Here is a 20,680-nt window from a genome sequence, read left to right on the forward strand (position 1 = left end):
CCGTGCACGGCCGAGGTCACCGGCGCAGGGGGACTCAAGCAGGCCCTGACCGTCACCTACGACAAGAACACCGACGCCGGCACCGCCACCGCCACCGCCAGCTACGCCGGCGACAGCAACCACCTGGGCGGCGACGGGTCGGCCACCTTCACGATCGACAAGGCGCCGTCGCAGGTCACCGTGACCTGCAACCCCTCCAGCGTCACCTTCACCGGATCGCCGATCGAGCCCTGCACGGCGAGGGCCAAGGGAGTCGGTGGCCTCGACACGAGCGCGCCGGTCAGCTACGCGCACAACGTCGAGGTCGGAACGGCCACCGCCACGGGCACGTACACGGGCGACGCCAACCACCTGGCCAGCACCGGGTCAGGGACCTTCACGATCGGGTCCTGGACCCCCAGCGGCTTCTACCAGCCCGTCGACATGGGGACCACGCTCAACACCGTCAAGAACGGGTCGACGGTTCCCCTCAAGTTCGAGGTCTTCCGCGACGGGGTCGAGCTGACGAGCACGTCCATCGTCACCTCGTTCACCGCCACCATGATCGCCTGCCAGACGTCGGCCCCCGTGGACGACATCGAGTTCACGACGACGGGCGGGACGAGTCTGCGTTACGACACGACGGCCGGACAGTTCGTCCAGAACTGGCAGACCCCGAAGAAGCCCGGTACCTGCTACCTGGTCACGATGACGACGCAGGACAAGAGCACGGTCAAGGCCCAGTTCAAGCTCAAGTAGCGGTGGACGCCGCGTCGGCCGGCCCCGCTCGGAGCAGGGGCGGCCGACGCCCACGTCACCGGTGAGGCAGACCCGCTGGGCGGCATACACCTGAAACGGCTGCCGGTGACTCGGAAGTGAACATACGTGGGCCGGGTGCTTCGGAGGAGGCACCCGGCCCATGCGTTGTCACTCGGGCTCGCTGGCTGCGTCAGCCGCCGAAGACGCCGGGCACGCCGAGGGCGTGCCGCCCCGTCTCGACGAGCGTCGTCTCGGGGTCGAGGGGATGGAACTTGGCTGCCCGGATGTCGCGGTAGCACCGCTCGACGACCGAGCCCTTGTAGTAGCCGGACCCGCCGACGACGTCCATCGCGAGGTCGCACACCTCGATCCCGGCTCGTGCGACCTCGCTCTTGGCGATCATGACCGCGAGGACGGTGCCGGGGTCGGGCGTGGGGTCGTCGCCGACCGCCTCGAGGGCGCCGTCGAGTGCCCACGACGCGACCTGCAGCTTGTGCTTCATGAGCCCCAGCTGGCGCTGGACGACGACGCTCTGGGCCCTGCCGGCGGCCGCGGCGAGCGCCGCCTCGTAGGCCGCCTCGGCCACACCGAGGTAGGCGGCGGCGACGATCGGGAAGGCGATCGAGGAGATCACCTGCAAGGGTCCGTCGACGACACCGTGGGGTCGGTTCGCGAGCACTCGCTCGTCGGGAACGAACACGTCCTCGAAGAGGAGGTCGTCGCTCGCCGTGCCGCGCATCCCGAGGCTGTTCCAGGTGGAGACGACGCTCACCCCCTCGCCCGCGAGCGGCACTGCGACGTTGAGCACGCGCGTCCCCTGGTCCGGGGAGTCGTACGTGAACATCGTCGAGGCGACCGTGCCGGAAGCGGACTGGCTGGCGAACCGCTTGCGGCCCGAGACGACATACCCGCCGTCGACCTTGCGCGCGGTCCCGCTGGGGTGGGTGTAGTCGCCGCCGCCCGTCGACACGAGGACGATCCCGTCCTGGGCGATCCTCCGGAGCGTGGCCTCGGCACCCGGCAGGTTGCGGCGGTAGCGCCACGCGGTGAACGCCGTGACGTGCTGGTGCATCGAGCTGGCGAGCGCCGTTGCGCCGCAGTGGTGTCCGAGCTCGCGCTGGAGCGCCGCGAGATCGGCGATCGTGGCGCCGTCGCCCCCGAGCTCGATCGGGACGGCGGCCTTGAGGAGGCCGGCCTCGCCGAGCGCCTCGTAGGACTCCGTGACGAAGGTTCCCTCGGCGTCGTGCCGGGCCGCGTTCTGCGCGAGGAGCGGTCCGATCGCCGCTGCCCGCTCGACGAGAGAGGCCCTCTTGGAGGATGAGTCAGGCTGGTGGGTGAGTGTGGTGGTTGCTGTCATGCCTCAACGGTCCGGCGCCGGGCCGCCTCTCATCCAGTGCCGAATCGCGACCGATGTGGTCCAGATCCTGCACTTCACCATGCCGGGCTGCGTCCCCGAGGCTGGTGGGCATGGCTGAATACGGCGACTACTGCCCTGTGAACATGGCGACGGAGGTTGTCGCCGACCGCTGGACGCCCCTCATCGTGCGCGAGCTGCTCCTCGGGAGCACCCGGTTCAACGAGATCGCCCGGTCCCTTCCCGGCATCTCTCGGACGCTGCTCGTGCAGCGGCTTCGCCACCTGGAGCGTCGAGGGGTGGTCGAGACGTGGCCGGCCCCGAGCGGTCGGGGCCACGAGTACCACCTCACCCAGGCGGGGCGTGAGCTCGAGGAGGTCATCGACGCCCTCGGCCGATGGGCGATCGAGTGGCTCTACGAGGGCATGAAGCCGCACACCGTCCCGCCGACGACCCTCATGTGGTGGATGCACCTGCGGACCGAGCCCAGGAACTTTCCACCCCATCGGACCGTCATTGAGTTCCGCTTCCGCGAGCCCTCCGAGACGGTGTGGCTCCTGCTGGACCGGGGCACGTCGTCCGTCTGCGTGAAGCACCCCGGGTTCGAGACCGACGTCGTGGCCAGCGCCACGACGGCCACCTTCGCGGAGGTCTTCCAGGGCGTTCGGGGATGGCGGCAGGCGGTCCTCGCGGGCGACATCGAGGTCCAGGGACTGCCGCAGGTCACCCGCGCGGTCCCGACGTGGTTCCTGTGGAGCCCGTGGGCCGACGCCGCGCGCGAACGCTCGGAGCGAGCCCGGAGGAGCCGCCATGAGTCAGCCGGCTGAGCTCGGCAGCAGTGCCGAGCGGCTCGAGCGCGACTTCCGTCGCGCCATGGGACACGTCGCCGCGCCCGTCTCCGTCGTCACGACGTATGCCGGGGGCGTCCCGAGCGGGACCACCGTGTCCGCGTTCGACTCCCTCTCCATGAGGCCGCCCCTGATGACGATCGCGCTCCAGCGCTCCAGCCACCTGCTCTCCGTGCTGACGGTCGGCTCGAGGGTGGGGGTCAACGTCCTCGGCTCGACGCAGGAGGCGATCGCCCTCACGTTCGCCCGTCGCGACGAGGACCGGTTCGCGGGTGTCGAGTGGAGCCTCGTCGACGGTGTGCCACGGCTGGACGGCACGCACGCGTGGATCGTCCTCACGGTGCGTGAGCGGGTCGCGGCGGGTGACCACGTCGTCCTGATCGGCGACGTGGTCACCGCGGAGCGCGGCATGGGCCGGCCCCTGACGTACCACGACCGGGTCTTCGGGACGCACCGTCCGCACGCGACCGAGCCGGAGAGCCGCGCCGGGTGAGTGCAGCGGCCCAGCGAGGCCGGTCGGCCGGTCCGTCCCTGGCACGAGCGGTTACCCGCGGACCATGTCGACGGAGACCGGCACCGGCCTGCTGACGCTGTCACGCACCGGCGAGAACCGCGCCAGACTGGCGAGCTCGGCAAGCTGCTCGTCGTCGAAGTCCCCGGTGGCGGTCATGGTCACCCGGATCTTCTCGAAGCCGGGCCGCACCCCTTCGTCGAGGTCGAGGAAGCCCTGCAGGTCCACGTCGCCGTGAACGGTGCACTCCAGGCCGTCCAGCGTGATGCCGCGAGCGGCAGCGTGGTAGACGACCGTGCCGGTGACGCAGGCGGCAAGGGCCTGCAGCAGGTACTCGCCGGCATTCGGCGCCTGGTTTCGGCCCAGGAGCACGAGGGGCTCGTCGGCCTCCACGGTGAAGGCCTCGGTGCGCGTCGTGTCCTCCTGCCCGACGCCGTAGAAACCCTTGATCGTGGTGCGGCTGTGGCCGCCGTCGAGCCACTGGTTCCCGGCGCGGAACTCGAACCGGGCCAACGACGGCTCGGCCGTGACGGCGCTGATCGTGGCGGAAAGGCGCTCGAGGTCGACGCCGTTGACGGTATGGGTGGCAGGCATTGCAGTCTCCTTTGTGTCGTTTCGCTGGGTCCAGGTCTGTAGCCCCAGAGTTAGCACGATCGTTCGTACTAACTAGAAAGTACGAACGGTCGTGCTAAGTTGTCAACATGGAAACCACAACCGCGGAGTCCGGCCGTAGACAGCGGCAGCGACGTGCCGACGGGGAGCGCACCCGGGCGGCGATCCTGCGCGCGGCAGCCTCGTTGGCGACCGTGCACGGGCTCGACGGCCTGTCGATCGGGACCCTCGCCACGGCCATCGGCATGAGCAAGAGCGGCCTTTACGCCCACTTCGGGTCCAAGGAGGAGCTCCAGCTCGCCACCGTGGCGGAGGCCGAGAAGATCCTGTTCGAGGAGGTGGTTGAGCCGGCTCTCGCGGCCCCCGCGGGGGTGGCCCAGCTCGCGGCCGCCTGTGATGCCTTCTGCAGCTACGTCGGTCGCCGCGTCTTCCCCGGAGGCTGCTTCTTCGCGGCCACATCGCTCGAGCTGGGAGCCAGGCCCGGCCCGGTCAAGGACCGCCTCGCCGCCATCCAGTCGGACTTCACGTCGTTGCTGCAGTCCTTCGCCGTCACCGCCATCGAGCAGCATGAGCTCCCCGAGGACGAGGACCCGGCTCGACTGGCCTTCGAGCTGCACGCCCTCCTGCTCGGCGCCGACCTCAAGTTCGTCCTCAACGACGACCCCGGCGTTCTGGACCTCGCGTACGAGGCAGCCCTTCGACGGTTGGGGCTGCCGCTGAGGCCCAGAAGCGCCTCGAGGGAGCCGAAGACGGGCCGCGACGCCTGAAGGCTGGGACCACGGCGTGCGCCTGTGGTGCGGTCGGTGCACCGAGCCGCGGTACGCCTACCCCACCCGGACCTGGTGGGCGCCCGTCTCGACGGGTTGGGCGTCCTCGCGGTCGGAAGAGGTGGGCACGCTGGATCGAGCAGCACGCGCGGTCCGGATGCCGTCGGCGGCGAAGACGGCCAGGGACGCCCAGATGAACCCGAAGCCGATCCAGCGGCCGGTGGTCATCTCGTTGTGCAGGAACAGGACCCCGATGACGAACTGGATCGACGGCCCGACGTACTGGATCGGTCCGAGCGCCACCATCGGCATCCGTGGCGCACCCGCGCTGAAGAGCAGGAGCGGCAGGATGGTGACGAGGCCGCTGCCGATGAGCAGCACGGCATGAACCGGACCGGCACTCGTGAAGTGGCCCTCCCCCCGCGCGCCGATCACGACGAGGTAGCCGAGGGCGAGGGGTGCCATCAGCGCCGTCTCGAAGGCGAGCGACTCGACGGCGCCGACGGCGGCCTTCTTCTTCACCAGCCCGTATGCCGCCCACGACAGTGCGAGACCGAAGCCCGTCACCGGGAGCGTCCGTGCATCGACGGTCAGCACCACTGTGCCCACGGCGGCGCCCCAGAAGGCCCACCACTGCCAGGGCCGCACGGCCTCACGCAGGACGAAGCGCCCGATGACGACGGTGAGGAGCGGGTTGATGAAGTACCCCAGGCTGATGTCGACCTCCTCGCCCCGGTCGGCTGCGCCCATGAAGACGAGCCAGTTGACGAGCAGGGCAGTGCCCGACAGGACGAGCAGCCACCGGAGCCGGCGGTCGAGCAGGAGGTGCCTCAGCTGGGGCAGGCGCCGCATGACGACCACGGCGGCCACGGCGGCGGCGACGGACCAGATGGCCCGGTGCGCGACGATCTCCACGAGGCTCCCGGGTCGCAGGTAGAGCCAGTAGAGGGGCGAGAAGCCCCACAGGACGTAGGCGCCGAGGACGAGGGTGCCGGCTTGACGGGTCCTCATGACAGGTGCTCTCTTTTTCGAAGCATGGCGCAGACCTTAGGCTGACCAGAGTCCCGGCGGAAGTACAGAAAGTGTCCCTGAACAGCGTGTTTGGGCCTCTTCCGTCGATGCCGGTCGAGGGCTTAGCCTGCTGGCATGCTTCTGAATCAAAAGCATCAACCTCGAGTCGCTCCGGTGGAAGCGCCCTTCGACCCGGCCACCGCGGAGGCGCTCGACGTCCTCGGCCCGCCGCTGGACGTCTTCCGGCTGTTCGCCCGCAAGCCCGAGCGCGCCCACGCGATCCACGGCTGGGGCCGCTACTACCTGTCGCGTCAGCTGTCCCTGTCGATTCGGCATCGAGAGCTCGTCATCGACCGGACAACGGCCCGGTGCGGCAGCAGCTACGAGTGGGGTGTCCACGTGGCAGCGTTCGCCGACAAGGTCGGGCTCAGCCCCGAGCAGGCCGTCTCCACCGCGCACGGCGACCCCGACGACGCCTGCTGGAGGGACCCGGGCGACCGCGCGGTCCTGCGCGCCGTCGACGCCCTCGTCGACCGCCACGACCTCGACGACGCCGAGTGGGCTGACCTCGTCTCCGCCGTCGGGGAGGAGGGCGCGATCGACCTGCTGCTCCTGACCGGCTGGTATCACGCGATCAGCTTCGTGACCCGGGTGACCCGGCTCCCGCAGGAGCCTGGCACGCCGACCCTCGCCGCCGTGGCCGAGGCATCCAGATGAGCGGCCCCGACCTGCCCACCCCTGAGGGGGTGCCCCCCCGCGACCTTCCCACCCCCGGCCGGCCGGTCCCCTCGTCGGCGTCGGGACGACCGATCATGGTCCTGCTCGACCTCCTCGGCCGCCGGTGGGCGCTCCGCGTCCTCTGGGAGCTGCGGGACCGACCCGCCCCGAGCTTCCGCGCCCTCCAGGCGGCGTGCGGCGGCGCGTCGTCGAGCGTCCTCAGCTCGCGTCTCGCCGAGCTCACGGCGGCCGGCATCATCGAGCGGTCCGAGCAGGGCTACCGCCTCACCGAGGAGGGCCGGTTCCTCGTCGCGTCGCTCCAGACGATGAACGCCTGGGCCGACCGGTGGGCCGAGCGCGCCGACCAGGCCCTCCCCTGACCGGTTGCCACCACCAGCTGGGCCCTGACGTGTCCCTTGGGCGGCCGCTCCGGCAGGACACCCGCCCAGCCTCAGTTCGAGCGGTACCGCCGCTCGGGCCGTCCCGTCGCGCCGTACCGGAGGGACACCTCGACCCTTCCCGCCGTGACGAAGTGCTCGAGGTAGCGGCGAGCGCTCACCCGCGAGATCCCCACGGCCTCAGCGCATTCCGTGGCCGACATCGTCGCTGCGCTGTCACGCAGCGCCCGTTCGACAGCCTCGGCGGTCTCGGCCGACAGCCCCTTCGGAAGCGTGACCGTGGCGGGCCGCGCCACTCCGGGAGGCGTGAAGGCCGCGTCGATCTCAGCCTGCGTCAGGTCGTCACCGCTCAGCGAGCGAGCCCGCTCGGCGGCATACGCCTGGAGGCGGAGCTCGAGGTCGGCGAACGTGAAGGGCTTGAGGAGATACCCCACGACGCCGTGGCGCACGGCCGCGCGGACCGAGTCGGCCTCCTTGGCGGCCGTGATGACGAGGACGTCGCACGTCTCGCCGGCAGCGCGCAGGCGGGCGACGACGTCGAGGCCGAAGCGGTCGGGCAGGTACAGGTCGAGCAGGACGAGGTCGGGCCGCAGCTCGGCGACCAGGGACTCCGCCTCGGCGCCCGTCTGCGCGGTCCCGACGACCTCGAACCCGGCCACCCGGTCGACGAAGCCGCGGTGGATGCGCGCGACCATGAAGTCGTCGTCGACGACGAGCACGCGGGTCATCGGACGGCCTCGGCCACGGCATCGGCCGGGTCGACGCCCTCGGCCGGCTCGGGCGACTCAGCCGGCTCGGGCGACTCAGCCGGCTCGAGCGTCGCGACGGTGTCGACCGTCAGCCGGGCGGCGAACCGCGCGCCCTCGGGGGTGTTCGCCACGTCGACCTCGCCGCCGCGCCGCTGGCAGATGAGCCGGGTCAGTGCGAGCCCGATGCCGCGCTCCCCCGCCTGCGCGGCCTTCGTCGTGAACCCGTGGGTGAAGACCTCCGTGGCGAGCTCGGGCGCCACGCCGGGTCCGGAGTCGGAGACGATGACCTCGACCGTGCTCGCGTCCTGGCGGATCGTCAGCTCGACCCACGTGTCGCCGGCCGGACGAGCAGGAGCGCTCGCGGCAGCGTCGATGGCGTTGTCGACGAGGTTGCCGACGACGGCTGCGACGTCGGCGGAGTCTTTGGGGGCGATCGCGCCGAGTGCCGTGTCGTCGGAGATCCGCAGCTCGACCCGCCGCTCCGTCGCCTGCGCCGCCTTCGCCATGACGAGGGCGCAGACGGCCGTGTCGCGGATCCGCCGCGAGACGGTGAGGTCGAGCTGCGCGCGGTGCTCGCTCACGGAGTCGACGAAGCGCACGACCTCGTCGTGCTCGCCGAGCTGGATGAGCCCCGAGATCGTGTGGAGCTGGTTGGCGAACTCGTGCGCCTGGGCCCGGAGCAGCTCGGTCGTGCTCCGGAACGACCCGATCTCGCGCTCGAGCGCGGCGAGCTCGGTCCGGTCGCGGAGCGTGGTCACCGAGCCGAGGGCTCGCCCGTCCTTGCGGACCTCCATCCGGTTCATGACGAGGACGCGTCCGCGGCGCAGGACGACCTGGTCCCGGGGCGTCTCCGGCCGTATGCCGCTGGGCTCGCTCCCGTCGCCGCCGACCGCCGTCTCGTCCCCCACCCCGAGCAGAACGTCGCGGAGGCGGGGCCCGAGGTTGAGGTCGCCGATCCGCATCCCGACGGCGTGCTCCGGCAGGTCGAGCAGGCGCCGCGCGACGTTGTTGACGAGCGTGATCCGGTTGGCCGTGTCGAGCGCGAGGACTCCCTCGGCGAGGCCGAAGAGCATCGCCTCGCGGCTCTCGGCGAGGCCGGTGATCTCGCTCGGCTCGAGGCCGAGCGTCTGGCGCTTGATCCAGCGCGCGAGGAGCCACGACCCGATCCCGCCGAGGAGCAGGGCCAGGCCGAGGTAGGTGAGCAGGTAGGACGAGGCACCGAGCAGGCGGTCGACGACCGAGGGCATCCGCACGGCCACCATGACCGTGCCGATGTGCGCCCCGACATGCGGTGCGCCCGCGTCGTCCGACGAGGTCGGCGCGAAGAGCACCGGCGTCTGGGCGACGAGCATCCGCTCCCCGCCGACGTCCATCGGACCGGTCCAGCTCGCGCCCGCGGCCACCTTCGGCGACCCGATCGGCAGCCTCGTGTCGTCGAGGGTCGGGTCCGAGGAGACCCGGACGACGCCGGAGGGGTCGGCGATCGAGACGATCGTCACGGCATACTGCGTCACGGTGGACTGGACGACGGCGGGCGTCGCGTTGACGACGGCGCCCGGCTTCATCTCGGCCCGGACGATGGGGATGCTCGCGACCTGCTCGGCGATGGCGAAGACGCGGCGCCCCTCCGTGCGGGTGAAGGTGGCCTCCGACTGAGCGAGCGAAACGAGCGCGACAGCGACGAGCACGGTCAGCAGGATGACGAGCTGGGCGACGAGGAGCTGGCCCGCGAGGGTCAACCGGCGCACTCTCTGCTTGACCAAAACGAACTCAACCTTCATTGCTGACACAAGGGCGACACCGCGTCGTGGCGCGGGCACGATCATGCCGTTCCGCCCCACAGAATGCGAAAGAGACCTCAACGATGAGCACTCGCACGAGCACTCCGCGCCCGACCGTCCTGGTCGGCGCAACCCTCGCCGTCGCCGCCCTCACCCTCACCGCGTGCGGCGCCACCGCCGCCAAGGACACCGACTCGACCGCCGCCGCAGCCGGCGCAGCGCCCGCCTCCAACCTCCAGATCATGGTCCCCAACTCCCCGGGCGGCGGCTACGACACGACCGCCCGCACCGCGGCCAAGGTCATGGAGACGGCGAAGATCACCGGCAGCATCCAGGTCTTCAACCTCCCCGGCGCCGGCGGCACGGTCGGCCTCCAGCGCACCGTCAACGAGAAGGGCAACGGCAAGCTCGCCATGCAGATGGGCCTCGGCGTCGTCGGCGCGGCCTACACGCAGAAGAGCGCCGCCACGCTCAACGACACGACCCCGATCGCCAAGCTCATCGAGGAGGCCGGCGCGATCGTCGTGCCGAAGGACTCCCCCTACCCCGACATCACCGCCCTCGTCGCGGCCTGGAAGCAGGACCCGAAGAAGGTCAACGTCGGCGGCGGCTCCTCGCCGGGCGGCCCCGACCACCTCCTGCCCATGCAGCTCGCCAAGGCCGTCGGCATCGACCCGAAGCAGGTCAGCTACATCGGCTTCGACGGCGGCGGCGAGCTCCTGCCCGCTCTCATCGGCAACAAGATCGCGTTCGGCGCGAGCGGCTTCGGCGAGTTCATGGACCAGGTCAAGGCCGGCCAGGTGAAGATCCTCGCGGTGACGAGCGAGCAGCGCATCCCCGCCCTCCCGGACGTCCCGACCCTCAAGGAGTCCGGCATCGACCTCGTCTTCACCAACTGGCGCGGCATCGTCGCCCCTCCCGGCATCTCCGCCGCCGACAAGCAGACGTGGATCGACGCGCTGACGAAGATGCACGCCTCGCAGGGGTGGAAGGACGAGATGGCCAAGCGCGGGTGGACCGACGCCTTCGTGACCGGAGACGACTTCGGCACCTTCCTCAAGGCCCAGGACCAGGCCGTCGCCGAGGTCCTCACCACCCTCGGGCTGGCCGGCTGACCATGTCGGACCGCACCCCCGACACCCACGACACCGTGGGGGACACCGTCGTCGACAGCGCGACGGACCGGGTGCCCGAGAAGGCGAGCGGGGACCGCGCACAGTACGGACTGTGCGCGGGCCTCGCCCTCCTCGGCACGCTGCTCCTGCTCGACGCGACCCGGATCGGGCACGCGACGAGCAGCAACGACCCCGTCGGCCCGCGCCCGGTGCCCGTCATCCTCGGCGTCCTCCTGCTCCTCACCGCCGTCCTCTACGCCGTCGACGTCGCCCGTGGCGGCGTGGGCGCGGCCGAGGAGGGTGAGGACGTCGACCTGACGGCACCCTCCGACTGGAAGACCCTCGCCCTGCTCGCCCTCTTCTTCCTGCTCAACGCCGTGCTCATCGAGCCGCTCGGCTGGGTCATCAGCGGGACGGTCCTCTTCGCCGGGTCGGCATACGCCCTCGGCAACCGCCACCACGTGCGCGGGCTCGTGTTCGGCCTCGCGCTGGCGCTCGCCACGTTCTACGCCTTCGCCATCGGGCTCGGGGTCAACCTGCCCGCCGGCATCCTCCAAGGGATCCTCTGATGGACAACCTCCAGAACCTCCTCGACGGCTTCGGGCACGTCCTGACGCCGATGAACCTGCTCATCGCGCTCCTCGGCGTCACGATCGGCACGGCCGTCGGCGTCCTGCCCGGCATCGGCCCCGCGATGACCGTCGCCCTGCTCCTGCCCGTGACGTACGGTCTCGAGCCGACCCAGGCGCTCATCCTCTTCGCCGGCATCTTCTACGGCGGGATGTACGGCGGCTCGACGACCTCGATCCTGCTCAACACGCCCGGCGAGTCGGCCTCGGTCGTCACGGCCATCGAGGGCAACAAGATGGCCAAGGCCGGGCGCGCCGCCCAAGCGCTCGCGACCTCCGCCATCGGCTCCTTCATCGCCGGCACGATCGGCACCCTCCTGCTCGTCCTCGTCATGCCGCAGGTCGTCTCGTTCGCCGTCAGCCTCGGCGCGCCGGAGTACTTCGCGATCATGCTCGTCGCCTTCGTTGGCGCGAGCGCCGTCCTCGGCAGCTCGCGGATCCGCGGGTTCGCCGCCCTGCTCATCGGCCTCGCCATCGGCGTCATCGGTATCGACCGTGTCACCGGCCAGCAGCGGATGACCTACGGCGTCGCGCAGCTCGCCGACGGCATCGACGTCGTCGTCGTCGCGGTCGGCATCTTCGCCGTCGGCGAGGCGCTCTGGGTCGCGGCCCACCTCCGGCGCAAGGCCGCCGAGGTCATCCCCGTCGGCCGGCCGTGGATGGGCCGGGAGGACTGGAAGCGCTCGTGGAAGCCGTGGCTGCGCGGGACGGCATACGGGTTCCCGTTCGGCGCCCTGCCGGCGGGCGGCGCCGAGATCCCCACGTTCCTGTCCTACATGACCGAGCGCAAGCTCGCGAAGCGACCCGAGGAGTTCGGGCACGGCGCCATCGAGGGCGTCGCCGGCCCCGAGGCCGCCAACAACGCCTCGGCGGCGGGCACACTCGTCCCGATGCTCGCCCTCGGGCTGCCGACGAACGCGACGGCCGCGATCATGCTCGCCGCGCTCCAGGGCTACGGCCTCGAGCCCGGACCCCTGCTCATGGAGAAGCAGCCCGTTCTCGTCTGGACGCTCATCGCGAGCCTCTTCATCGGCAACACGATGCTCCTCGTCCTCAACCTCCCACTCGCCCCCGCCTGGGCCAAGCTCCTCCAGATCCCGCGGCCCTACCTCTACGCGGGGATCCTCTTCTTCGCGTCGATGGGCGCGTATGCCGTCAACGCCCAGCCGTTCGACCTCTTCCTCCTGCTCGCGCTCGGGTTGCTCGGCTTCGGGCTGCGCAGGTTCGGCCTGCCCGTGCTGCCGCTCATCATCGGGGTCATCCTCGGCCCGCTCGCCGAGCTGCAGGGCCGCCGGTCGCTCCAGCTGAGCGGCGGCGAGCTGGGCGGCCTCGTCGGCGGTCCGGTGGCGTGGGTCTGCTACGCGATCATCGCGGTCGTGCTGCTCTGGCCGCTCGGTAGGCTCGCCCAGCGCGCCTGGTCCGCCCGGTCGGGCGGTCCGGACGACGGTCCCGACGCTGGAGGTGGCGCCGGCGGTGGTGTCGGTGGCGCGGGAGCCGACCGGTCCGCTTCACCCACGAGCACGGAGGTCACGCCATGACGATCCTCGTCGGCTACATCCCCACCCCCCAGGGCGAGGCCGCCCTGACGGCCGCCATCGCCGAGGCGAAGGCGCACGACGAGTCCGTCCTCGTCATCAACATGTCCCGCGACGACAAGCTCGTCGACGCACACCGTGCGCCCGAGGCCGACCTCGGTCGGCTCGACGAGGAGCTCTCGGAGTCGGGCGTCCCCCACGAGGTCCGGCGCATCGAGCACGGCACGGACCCGGCCGACCAGATCCTCGATGCCATCGAGACCGAACGGCCCCGGATGCTCGTCATCGGGATCCGGCACCGGAGCCCGGTCGGCAAGCTCCTCCTCGGGTCGACGGCCCAGCGCCTGCTCCTCGACGCAACCTGCCCGGTGCTCGCCGTCAAGGCGGACTGAGCCCAGCGGCATACGCCCGAGGCACGATCGACGGGCCGCCTCCGTCCCGGACGGAGGCGGCCCCGGGTACGGTCCGTGGGCGCGTCACCACCAACCCTGGCGCCGGGCCCAGCGCAGCAGCCACAGGCTGATCGCCGTCATCACCGCCAGGACGATGGTGAGATGCACCGGATCGGTGCCCTCGTTGCCGATGAGGTTCATGCCGTAGATGGACGCGATCGCGGTGACGGGCAGCGTGATCGCGGCGATGACCGCGAGGCGCTCCATCGCGACGGTCATCTTCGTCGTGACGCGGGTCTGGTAGAGGTCGATGACGCCGACGAGGAACTGGACCTCGCCGTCCGCGAGCCCGCGCACCCGGTCGAACTGCTCGGCCAGGTCCCTCGCATGGCGCCGCGTCTCGTCCGGCACGAACCGCTCGAGCGAGGCGACGCGCGCCTGGATGTCGTGGGCCTGGGCCGCCATGGTCCGTGACGTCATGAGCTCGTGGCGCAGGAGGAAGAGCTCCTCGAGCAGCTCCTCCGGCCGGTGGAAGTCGGCTGCCATGACCTTCGCCTCCAGGGCGGGCAGGCGGTTGGCCACCGCACGGACCGCGGCACTCTGCCGACGGGCGAGCGCCGAGGCGATGGCGTAGGCGAGGTCGTTCGCGGTCGCCGGTCGGAGCCGACCCGCCTCGATGCGCGCCCGGACGGCCCGGGTCTCCTCGGTCGCGGCCTCCTCCCGCACGACCGGGTTGCGCGGCCCGTGCACCGTGACCAGGTAGCGCTCACCGACGATGAGGTCGAGCTCGAGGACGTGGACGTGCCCGCCCTCACCCGCGAGGGGCGCGTGGAGGATGACGAAGAGCTGGTGCTCGTAGGCATGGACGGTCGGCACGAAGTTGCGCTCGGCACAGGCCTGCCGGACCAGGGCGTGGGCACGGAACGGTCCGGCGAGCAGCGCGTCGGCGTCCGCGTCGTACTCGGGCACGTCGAGCCAGACGAAGCCGTCCGCGCGCTGGAGCAGCCCCTCCACCTCGGCGCTGGGGTGGTCGGTGATCCCGTCACCGGTGACGAACGAGACCTGCATGGGCCAAGCGTCTCGGTTCCTGAGACCTCGTGTCCAGATCAGGCGCGGTCAGGGTGCCCGGCTCGCCCCGGCATGGCGCGAGGACTCGACGAAGCCCGCACGGCTGTAGAGCCCGATCGCGGGGCCGCCCTCCTCAGCCACGATGACGAGCCGCTCGACGCCGGGCTGGGCCAGTGCCCACTCACCGGCGACCCGGACCAGCGCACCGGCGATCCCCCGGCGGCGGAACTCGGGCAGGGTGATGACGTCCTGGTAGCGGGCCACCGACCCGAGCCGGACGATACCGAGGCTGCCGACGAGCCGGTTCCCGGCGAACGCCCCGAACCACCGGGCGTGACCACCCTCGACGAGTCCCCGTTGGGACCGGGCGCGCCGTGTCTCGAAGACCAGGCGGTCGTCCCGTTCGTCGTCGGGGACGCCGCTGCCGCCGACGATGGCCGACTGGTACCAGTCTTCGCCGCTCTCGAGAGTCCGGATCTCGAGGCCGCCGGAGAGGGGGCTTGCCGAGGGCACCGAGCCGGACACGAGCGTGACGTCGGTCTCGACGGCATACCCGAGGTCCACCCACCCGCTGTGGTCGCCCTCCGCCGAGACGAACCCGAACGCCCGGTGCCGGGCCCCCGGCAGCTCCGCCTCGAACCGTTCCACCCAGCGGGGGATCTCGTCGCGGGGCACGTCGGCGGGGAGCAGCAGGAAGTTGCCCCACCAGAAGGTCGGGTTCGCCTCGGTGCGGACGACGAGATGGTCGCCGTGGTCGACCACCGTCGAACCCTGCAGCTCCAGGATCGCGAGGTCGGTCGTGAGGCCGAGCGAGTCGATCCGCATCCATCCACCCTAGGCAGCCGGGTCACCCCCTCGGGCCGCTTCGCCGGAACCCCGGGGTGGGCGCGGACCCAGCCGAGCGGCATACGTCATCGGTATGCCGCTGCCCCCCGACCACACCAACCCCGCCCGGGCGAAGAAGATCCGGCCAAGCCCGCCGAATCACCACAACAACCCCGCCCCGGCGGACAAGCTGGGCTCCCCGGCGCGACACACCACAACAACCCCGCCCCGGCGAAAGAGATCCGGCCAAACCCGCCGAATCACCACAACAACCCCGCCCGGGCGAAGAAGTCGTGCGGGTCGGGGTCAGCCGGGGTCAGCCGGCGAGGCAGGCGCCGGTGTCGACGGCGCGGCCGGCTGACGGCGACTGTTCGAGCACCGGCTTGGCCTCGTTCAGGGTCAAGGCGTATCCCGTGCGGTCGTCCTCGAGGGACTTCGCGAAGACCACCCCGACCACTCGGCCACGGTCGTCGAGGAGCGGACCGCCGGAGTTGCCCGGCTGGACCTTGGTGTTGAGCGAGTAGATCTCGCGGACGACGCGGTCCTTGCCGTAGATGTCGAGGCCGCGAGCGTCGAGGAGCGACCGGACCCGGGCGGCCACGACGGTGTACGGGCCGTCGAGCGGGTAGCCAGGCACCGCAGCCGAGTCGCCCCGACCGAGGTCCTCCCCGAGCTGCAGGGGCGGCGCCTCGAGCCCGGGAACGCTGATGATCGCCAGGTCGCGGTCGGGGTCGAAGACGACGACCCGCCCCGCGAGCAGCTGCCCGCGACCCTGGACGCGGACGACCTCGGACCCGGCGACGACGTGGGCGTTGGTGACGACGCGCCCGGGGCTGAGCACCCAGCCGGTGCCCTCCTGGCCGCGGTCGCACCGTTCCGAACGCGTCGTGACCTTGACGACCGAGCGCCGAGCCTGCTCGATGGCGCCTGACGTGGCGATGGCCGGGTCGGGCGTCTGGACCGGCCTGATCGGCTCGGGCGCGAGACCCCCGAAGACCTGCGGGAACCCTTGGCTCGACAGGAAACCCCGGAACCCGGCGAATATCTCACCGGTCTGCTCCGGGACGACGGCGTTGACCGCCTGGAGCACCTTCGACTCCGACATCGCCTTGGCGAGAGGCGGACTCACGACGGTGCGCAGCGACCCACCGAGGAACCACACGATGACCGCGGCCGCGAGCGTCACGACGATCGCCCCGAGGACGGAGTCGGCCTGACGAAGAGACGGCAGCTCGACCCGCTTGCGGACGGCTCCCCCCGCGAGGTGCCCGAGGTACTGGCCGAGCCACCCGAGGAGGACGACCCCGAGGACGAGGACCACGACGCGCGTGCGGGTGTCATCCGCCACGGCGGGCCAGCGTGCGAGGAGGTTGGGCAGCTGCCAGACGGCGAGCATCGCCCCCGCGAAGAACCCGAGGAGGGAGAAGACGCTCGAGATGAGCCCCTGCCGGTAGCCGGACGCTGCATACGCGCCGAGCACGAGCAGGATTGCGAGGTCGATCAGCACGCCACCACTCATCCTCGCCGCCCGACGAGGTAACGCTCGGGGAGCGGGCGCTGCACCGAGTCGTCCCACTCCCGTGCGACACCGCCGAGCTCGAGCACGCTGCTGAGCAGTCCGGCCGTGAACCCCCACAGGAACAGGTGGTCGAGGTCGAATCCCGGGCCGACATAGCCGGAGGGGTGCGTCACGGAGAAGCGCGACGACGGCTCGACGAGGTGCGAGACCGGAACCGAGAGCACGTCGTGCACCTCGGCCGGGTCACGGACCCCGATCGGCGAGGGCTTCGCCCACCAGCCGAGCACCGGCGCGACGACGAACTGCGCCGGCGCGAGGAAGAGCGAGGGCAGCTGGGCCACCACGTCGACGCCGGCGGGGTCGACTCCGGTCTCCTCCTCAGCCTCACGCAGCGCGGTCGCGACGAGGTCGGGGTCCTCCGGGTCGCGGGAGCCCCCCGGGAAGGCGATCTGCGCCGGCTGGGTGCGCATCGTGTGCGAGCGCTCGATGAGCACGACGTGCTCGCCGTCGTCGGCGGCCCCTGCGGGCGGCGGGCCGAAGAGGATGAGGACCGCCGACTCGCGTCCGCCCTCCTCCGGAGGCATGAAGCGCGAGAACCACTCGGGCGCGACCTTCTCGAGCCGGTCGGCGAGCTCGTCGATCCAGGCCGGCCGCGGCAGGGCCCCGTCCCCGAGCGTCGGGGACGGGTCGATGGAACCCGACGTGCCGGCATACGCGATGCCGCTGACCACTCTCGTCACTTCGGGGCCAACTCGAACTTGAGGAGCTTGGCGGCCTTGACCGGGTCGGTCTCGCCGATGCCGTACGACGGGCACCAGCGCGCGATCGGGCAGGCGCCGCAGGCCGGCTTCTTGGCGTGGCAGGTCCTGCGGCCATGGAAGATGACGACGTGGCTGAGCATCGTCCAGTCCTTGCGCATGAAGAGCCGGCCGATCTCGTGCTCGACCTTGACCGGGTCGTCCTCCTCGGTCCAGCCGAAGCGGCGCACGAGCCGGCCGAAGTGCGTGTCGACGGTGATGCCCGGGATGTCGAACGCGTTGCCGAGCACGACGTTGGCGGTCTTGCGCCCGACGCCGGGCAGCGTGACGAGGTCCTTGAGCCGCGGCGGCACCTCGCCGTCGAAGCGCTCGACGAGGGCCGCCCCGAGCTTGATGAGGGAGTCGGTCTTGGCGCGGTAGAAGCCGGTCGGCTGGACGATCGTCTCCATCTCGACGCGGTCGGCACCGGCATAGTCGGCAGCCGTGCGGTACTTCGCGAAGAGGATCGGCGTCACCTTGTTGACCCCCACGTCGGTGGTCTGCGCCGACAGGATCGTCGCGACGAGCAGCTCGAGCGGCGTCGTGAAGTCGAGCTCGCAGTGCGCGTAGGGGTAGCGCTCGTGGAGCGACCGGTACATCTTGCGGGCACGCCGAGTGAGCGCGACCGGGCTCTCGTCGCGGCTCACCGTGGCGCTGGCTGACACAGACGACACTGTATGCCGGACGGCTGTGTCCCGCCCGCGAGTGACCTCCGTGCCCCCTTTGTTCCCAGCCGATCCCCACCCGATCCCCACCCGAGCCACACCCGATGCCCACCACGGGCACACCTGCCGCAGACCCCGCACCCGCGACGGGTACCGCGGGACCGGGCCCAGCGGCATACGTGACGTGGCACACTGACCCCGTGGATCTCGATGTGGTCAGGCGCGCCCCTCTGTTCAAGGCACTCGACGACGAAGCGGCGACGGCCCTGCAGGCCGAGATGAGCCGGTCCCGCATGGAGCGCGGCGACGTCCTCTTCCACGAGGGTGACCGTGGCGACACGCTCTACGTCATCGCCGAGGGAAAGATCAAGCTCGGCCGTACGAGCCCCGACGGCCGGGAGAACCTCGTCGCCATCCTTGGTCCGGGCGAGATGTTCGGCGAGCTCAGCCTCTTCGACCCGGGCCCGCGCACGATGACGGCCACGGCCGTCGCCGAGACCCAGCTGCTCGGCCTTGGCAACGAGTCCCTGACGGGGTTGCTCTCGGGCCGGCCCGAGGTGTCCAAGGCCCTCCTCGCCGCGCTCGCCCAGCGCCTGCGCCGCACCAACGCACACCTCGCCGACCTCGTCTTCACCGACGTCCCCGGCCGGGTCGCCAAGGCCCTGCTCGACCTGTCGGAGCGGTTCGGCCGGCCCGTCGAGGGCGGCATCCTCGTCTCCCACGACCTCACGCAGGAAGAGCTCGCTCAGCTCGTCGGCGCCTCGCGCGAGACGGTCAACAAGGCGCTCGCCGACTTCGCGACGCGCGGCTGGCTCCGCCTCGAGGCCCGGGCCGTGCTGCTCCAGGACGTCGAGCGGCTCAAGCGTCGCGCCCGCTGACTTGGTTTGAGGTGAACCACGCGGGGCCCTGCCCGGCGTCTCACATCACAGCGCGCTGAGGCCGCTCTCAGGGGTGGGTGCGCAGGTAGTCGAGCTGGGCCTGCACCGACTGCTCCGCCGCGGGCCACACGCTGCGCGGCACGTCCGCGTAGACGCGCTCGACGACGTCGTATGCCGTGTGGGCCCCTTCGGCGACCGCGGCCCGGACCTGCTCGAGCCGCTCGGCCCGGTGCCGGAGGTAGAAGGTGACGGTCGCGGCCGCGTCGGCGACGAACGGACCGTGGCCGGGCAGGATGCTCGTCACCGTGCCTGCCTGCGTGAGCCCCTCAATGCGGTCGAGGGAGGCGAGGTAGGACTCGAGGTCGCCGTCGGGCCAGGCGACGACGGTCGTGCCACGCCCGAGGACCGTGTCGCCGGTGAGGAGCGTGTTGTCGCCCGGCAGCACGAAGGAGAACGAGTCGCTCGTGTGACCGGGCGTCTCCACGGCGAGGACCTCGAGGCCGCCGACGGTGATGAGCTCGTTGGGCCGGATGTCGTCGTGGCCGCGACCGAACGCCCTGACCGGCGCCCCCGTGAGCTCGTGGAACCGGTCGGCGCTCTCGGCGTGGTCGAGGTGGCCGTGGGTCAGCAGCGTGAGGGAGACGCGGCGGCCCGAGTCGGCGACATGGTCGAGCACCGTCCGCAGGTGCCCCTCGTCGAGGGGGCCGGGGTCGACGACGACGACCTCGTCGGACCCGGGCTCGGCCAGCACCCACGTGTTCGTCCCGTCGAGGGTCATCGGCGACGGGTTGGGGCAGAGGACGCAGAGGGCCCGCTCGCTGACGAGGCCTCCCGCCCACTCGGGGTCGGGGCGCGCTCCGTTCACGGGATCACCTCCTCGCCGGACGGCCCGTACTCGACGATGCGCATCGCCGGCCCGTCCGGGGTGTCGACGACCTCCGGCATGACGAGCGGCAGGTCGGCGCTGTGGGCGACGAACTCGGCCGCGCTCGGGGCGTCGCGGACCGCCTCCACGCAGATCACGGTCGGCGGGAGCATCGAGGCCGACCCGGCGGCATACGCCTCGAGGAGCGCGGTGGGGGCGAACCACGCGGCGTGGTCGGCCTCGCTCGTCGCGCCGTCGGCGACCTGGTGCCCCGGCATGAGGGCCGCGAAGAACCAGGTGTCGAACCGTCGCGGCTCGAACACGGGGGTGAGCCAGTGCGCCTTGGCCACGATGAGGTCCGACCGGAGGTACAGGCCGTGCTCGAGAAGAACCTCCGCCAGCGAGAGGTCGCGGTCGACGAGCCGCTCACGGACTCCGCGCCACGACGGGTCGCTCACGTCGGCGAGCGGGCCGTCGGGGGTCGTGCTCGCGAGGAGGACGCCGCACTCCTCGAAGACCTCGCGGACCGCGGCGGCGACGTACGTCTGCGCCTCGGGCGTCGCGCAACCGAGACGAGCCGCCCACTCGGTGGGGCTCGGGCCGCTCCACGGCAGCTCCGGGTCGGCATCGCGCGGGTCGACGCCGCCCCCCGGAAAGACCATCGTGCTCGGCGCGAACGCCATCTGCGACACGCGGCGCAGGAGGAAGACCTCCGTACCCGCGTCACCGTCGCGCACGAGCATGACCGTGCTGGCCCGCCGTGGGGCCGCCTCCTCCCAGCGCTCCCCGGCCAGCCAGCGCAGGGCCGCGTCGGCGATGCCGGGCGTGGTGGTGAGGGGGAAGAGGCGGCTCACGGTCGGTCTCAGCGTGTCGGCCTGGTGGTCATTCGGGCGGTCATTCGGGTGA

General features: G+C 71.5%; 23 protein-coding genes. 11 read left to right on the plus strand and 12 right to left on the minus strand.

Translation table 11 applies throughout. The features are described from left to right. Window positions 1–738, plus strand: a 738-nt coding sequence (locus N865_RS23095) for a PxKF domain-containing protein (protein ID WP_034808932.1), incomplete at its 5' end; no start/stop codon positions are given. A gap of 190 nt (window positions 739–928) precedes the next feature. Here the strand turns inward: N865_RS23095 and N865_RS17925 are convergent. After that, on the minus strand, window positions 929–2,095 hold the full coding sequence (locus N865_RS17925) for an acyl-CoA dehydrogenase family protein (RefSeq protein ID WP_034808934.1): 1,167 nt from the start codon (window positions 2,093–2,095) through the stop codon (window positions 929–931). Window positions 2,096–2,205: 110 nt separating this feature from the next. On the opposite strand from N865_RS17925, the gene N865_RS17930 reads away from it, so the two are divergent. Both N865_RS17930 and N865_RS17935 read left to right on the plus strand, forming a co-directional pair. Next, window positions 2,206–2,919: a winged helix-turn-helix transcriptional regulator gene (locus N865_RS17930; protein ID WP_034808937.1), complete on the plus strand. Its 714-nt coding sequence runs from the start codon at window positions 2,206–2,208 to the stop codon at window positions 2,917–2,919. Beyond that, window positions 2,903–3,433, plus strand: coding sequence for a flavin reductase family protein (locus N865_RS17935; protein ID WP_034808939.1), 531 nt, complete (start codon window positions 2,903–2,905; stop codon window positions 3,431–3,433). Before N865_RS17930 ends, N865_RS17935 begins: the two co-directional genes overlap by 17 nt. A gap of 51 nt (window positions 3,434–3,484) precedes the next feature. Here the strand turns inward: N865_RS17935 and N865_RS17940 are convergent, their stop codons facing one another. After that, window positions 3,485–4,045 (minus strand): OsmC family protein, encoded by a 561-nt coding sequence (locus N865_RS17940; RefSeq protein ID WP_034808942.1) that lies wholly within the window; start codon window positions 4,043–4,045, stop codon window positions 3,485–3,487. A 107-nt stretch (window positions 4,046–4,152) separates the two neighbouring features. Here N865_RS17940 and N865_RS17945 point away from each other — a divergent pair, with 107 nt between their 5' ends. Next, window positions 4,153–4,830: a TetR/AcrR family transcriptional regulator gene (locus N865_RS17945; RefSeq protein ID WP_084328355.1), complete on the plus strand. Its 678-nt coding sequence runs from the start codon at window positions 4,153–4,155 to the stop codon at window positions 4,828–4,830. Between the two features lie 57 nt (window positions 4,831–4,887). Here the strand turns inward: N865_RS17945 and rarD are convergent, their stop codons facing one another. Beyond that, a complete protein-coding gene (gene rarD / locus N865_RS17950) occupies window positions 4,888–5,841 on the minus strand; it encodes an EamA family transporter RarD (RefSeq protein WP_051510954.1) in 954 nt (317 codons plus the stop codon). A 174-nt stretch (window positions 5,842–6,015) separates the two neighbouring features. Between rarD and N865_RS17955 the strand changes: the two genes are divergently transcribed. Both N865_RS17955 and N865_RS17960 read left to right on the plus strand, forming a co-directional pair. Continuing rightward, complete coding sequence (locus N865_RS17955; protein ID WP_211244924.1) at window positions 6,016–6,558, plus strand: carboxymuconolactone decarboxylase family protein; 543 nt, start codon at window positions 6,016–6,018, stop codon at window positions 6,556–6,558. Continuing rightward, window positions 6,555–6,938: a winged helix-turn-helix transcriptional regulator gene (locus N865_RS17960; RefSeq protein WP_211244925.1), complete on the plus strand. Its 384-nt coding sequence runs from the start codon at window positions 6,555–6,557 to the stop codon at window positions 6,936–6,938. Before N865_RS17955 ends, N865_RS17960 begins: the two co-directional genes overlap by 4 nt. A gap of 71 nt (window positions 6,939–7,009) precedes the next feature. Here N865_RS17960 and N865_RS17965 read toward each other — a convergent pair whose 3' ends face one another. Then, window positions 7,010–7,684, minus strand: coding sequence for a response regulator (locus N865_RS17965; protein ID WP_034808948.1), 675 nt, complete (start codon window positions 7,682–7,684; stop codon window positions 7,010–7,012). After that, a complete protein-coding gene (locus N865_RS17970; protein ID WP_084328356.1) occupies window positions 7,681–9,486 on the minus strand; it encodes a sensor histidine kinase in 1,806 nt (601 codons plus the stop codon). The genes N865_RS17965 and N865_RS17970 overlap by 4 nt, the downstream gene beginning before the upstream one ends. Window positions 9,487–9,569: 83 nt before the next feature. Here N865_RS17970 and N865_RS17975 point away from each other — a divergent pair, with 83 nt between their 5' ends. From N865_RS17975 to N865_RS17990, 4 genes are read left to right on the plus strand one after another with little or no spacing between them, the layout of a single operon-like run. Next, window positions 9,570–10,601, plus strand: coding sequence for a Bug family tripartite tricarboxylate transporter substrate binding protein (locus tag N865_RS17975; protein ID WP_034808950.1), 1,032 nt, complete (start codon window positions 9,570–9,572; stop codon window positions 10,599–10,601). A gap of 2 nt (window positions 10,602–10,603) precedes the next feature. Further along, window positions 10,604–11,170 carry a tripartite tricarboxylate transporter TctB family protein gene (locus N865_RS17980; RefSeq protein WP_051510957.1) on the plus strand — a complete coding sequence of 189 codons (567 nt, stop codon included), beginning with the start codon at window positions 10,604–10,606 and terminating at the stop codon, window positions 11,168–11,170. Beyond that, window positions 11,170–12,768: a tripartite tricarboxylate transporter permease gene (locus N865_RS17985; protein ID WP_051510960.1), complete on the plus strand. Its 1,599-nt coding sequence runs from the start codon at window positions 11,170–11,172 to the stop codon at window positions 12,766–12,768. Before N865_RS17980 ends, N865_RS17985 begins: the two co-directional genes overlap by 1 nt. Then, a complete protein-coding gene (locus N865_RS17990) occupies window positions 12,765–13,157 on the plus strand; it encodes a universal stress protein (RefSeq protein ID WP_034808952.1) in 393 nt (130 codons plus the stop codon). The genes N865_RS17985 and N865_RS17990 overlap by 4 nt, the downstream gene beginning before the upstream one ends. Before the next feature lie 84 nt (window positions 13,158–13,241). On the opposite strand, the gene N865_RS17995 is transcribed toward N865_RS17990, so the two are convergent. The 5 genes from N865_RS17995 to nth all read right to left on the minus strand — a co-directional run bounded on the left by N865_RS17995 (window position 13,242) and on the right by nth (window position 17,965). Further along, window positions 13,242–14,225 carry a CorA family divalent cation transporter gene (locus N865_RS17995; RefSeq protein ID WP_034808953.1) on the minus strand — a complete coding sequence of 328 codons (984 nt, stop codon included), beginning with the start codon at window positions 14,223–14,225 and terminating at the stop codon, window positions 13,242–13,244. A gap of 48 nt (window positions 14,226–14,273) precedes the next feature. Then, complete coding sequence (locus tag N865_RS18000; RefSeq protein ID WP_034808955.1) at window positions 14,274–15,050, minus strand: GNAT family N-acetyltransferase; 777 nt, start codon at window positions 15,048–15,050, stop codon at window positions 14,274–14,276. A gap of 316 nt (window positions 15,051–15,366) precedes the next feature. Further along, window positions 15,367–16,557 carry a MarP family serine protease gene (locus N865_RS18005; protein WP_245603833.1) on the minus strand — a complete coding sequence of 397 codons (1,191 nt, stop codon included), beginning with the start codon at window positions 16,555–16,557 and terminating at the stop codon, window positions 15,367–15,369. Between the two features lie 8 nt (window positions 16,558–16,565). Continuing rightward, the gene (locus N865_RS18010; RefSeq protein ID WP_051510962.1) at window positions 16,566–17,309 is read right to left on the minus strand and encodes an NUDIX hydrolase; all 744 of its coding nucleotides are present in this window, start codon (window positions 17,307–17,309) and stop codon (window positions 16,566–16,568) included. After that, window positions 17,306–17,965 (minus strand): endonuclease III, encoded by a 660-nt coding sequence (gene nth, locus N865_RS18015; protein ID WP_051510968.1) that lies wholly within the window; start codon window positions 17,963–17,965, stop codon window positions 17,306–17,308. Before nth ends, N865_RS18010 begins: the two co-directional genes overlap by 4 nt. Window positions 17,966–18,231: 266 nt before the next feature. Between nth and N865_RS18020 the strand changes: the two genes are divergently transcribed. Next, window positions 18,232–18,909 carry a Crp/Fnr family transcriptional regulator gene (locus N865_RS18020; protein ID WP_034808961.1) on the plus strand — a complete coding sequence of 226 codons (678 nt, stop codon included), beginning with the start codon at window positions 18,232–18,234 and terminating at the stop codon, window positions 18,907–18,909. A gap of 67 nt (window positions 18,910–18,976) precedes the next feature. On the opposite strand, the gene N865_RS18025 is transcribed toward N865_RS18020, so the two are convergent. Both N865_RS18025 and N865_RS18030 read right to left on the minus strand, forming a co-directional pair. After that, on the minus strand, window positions 18,977–19,774 hold the full coding sequence (locus N865_RS18025) for an MBL fold metallo-hydrolase (protein ID WP_034808964.1): 798 nt from the start codon (window positions 19,772–19,774) through the stop codon (window positions 18,977–18,979). Further along, on the minus strand, window positions 19,771–20,628 hold the full coding sequence (locus N865_RS18030; protein ID WP_034808967.1) for an NUDIX hydrolase: 858 nt from the start codon (window positions 20,626–20,628) through the stop codon (window positions 19,771–19,773). Before N865_RS18030 ends, N865_RS18025 begins: the two co-directional genes overlap by 4 nt. Between the last annotated feature and the right edge of the window lie 52 nt (window positions 20,629–20,680).

This window comes from Intrasporangium oryzae NRRL B-24470 (genome assembly GCF_000576595.1).
GTDB classification, from domain to species: Bacteria; Actinomycetota; Actinomycetes; order Actinomycetales; family Dermatophilaceae; genus Intrasporangium_C; species Intrasporangium_C oryzae.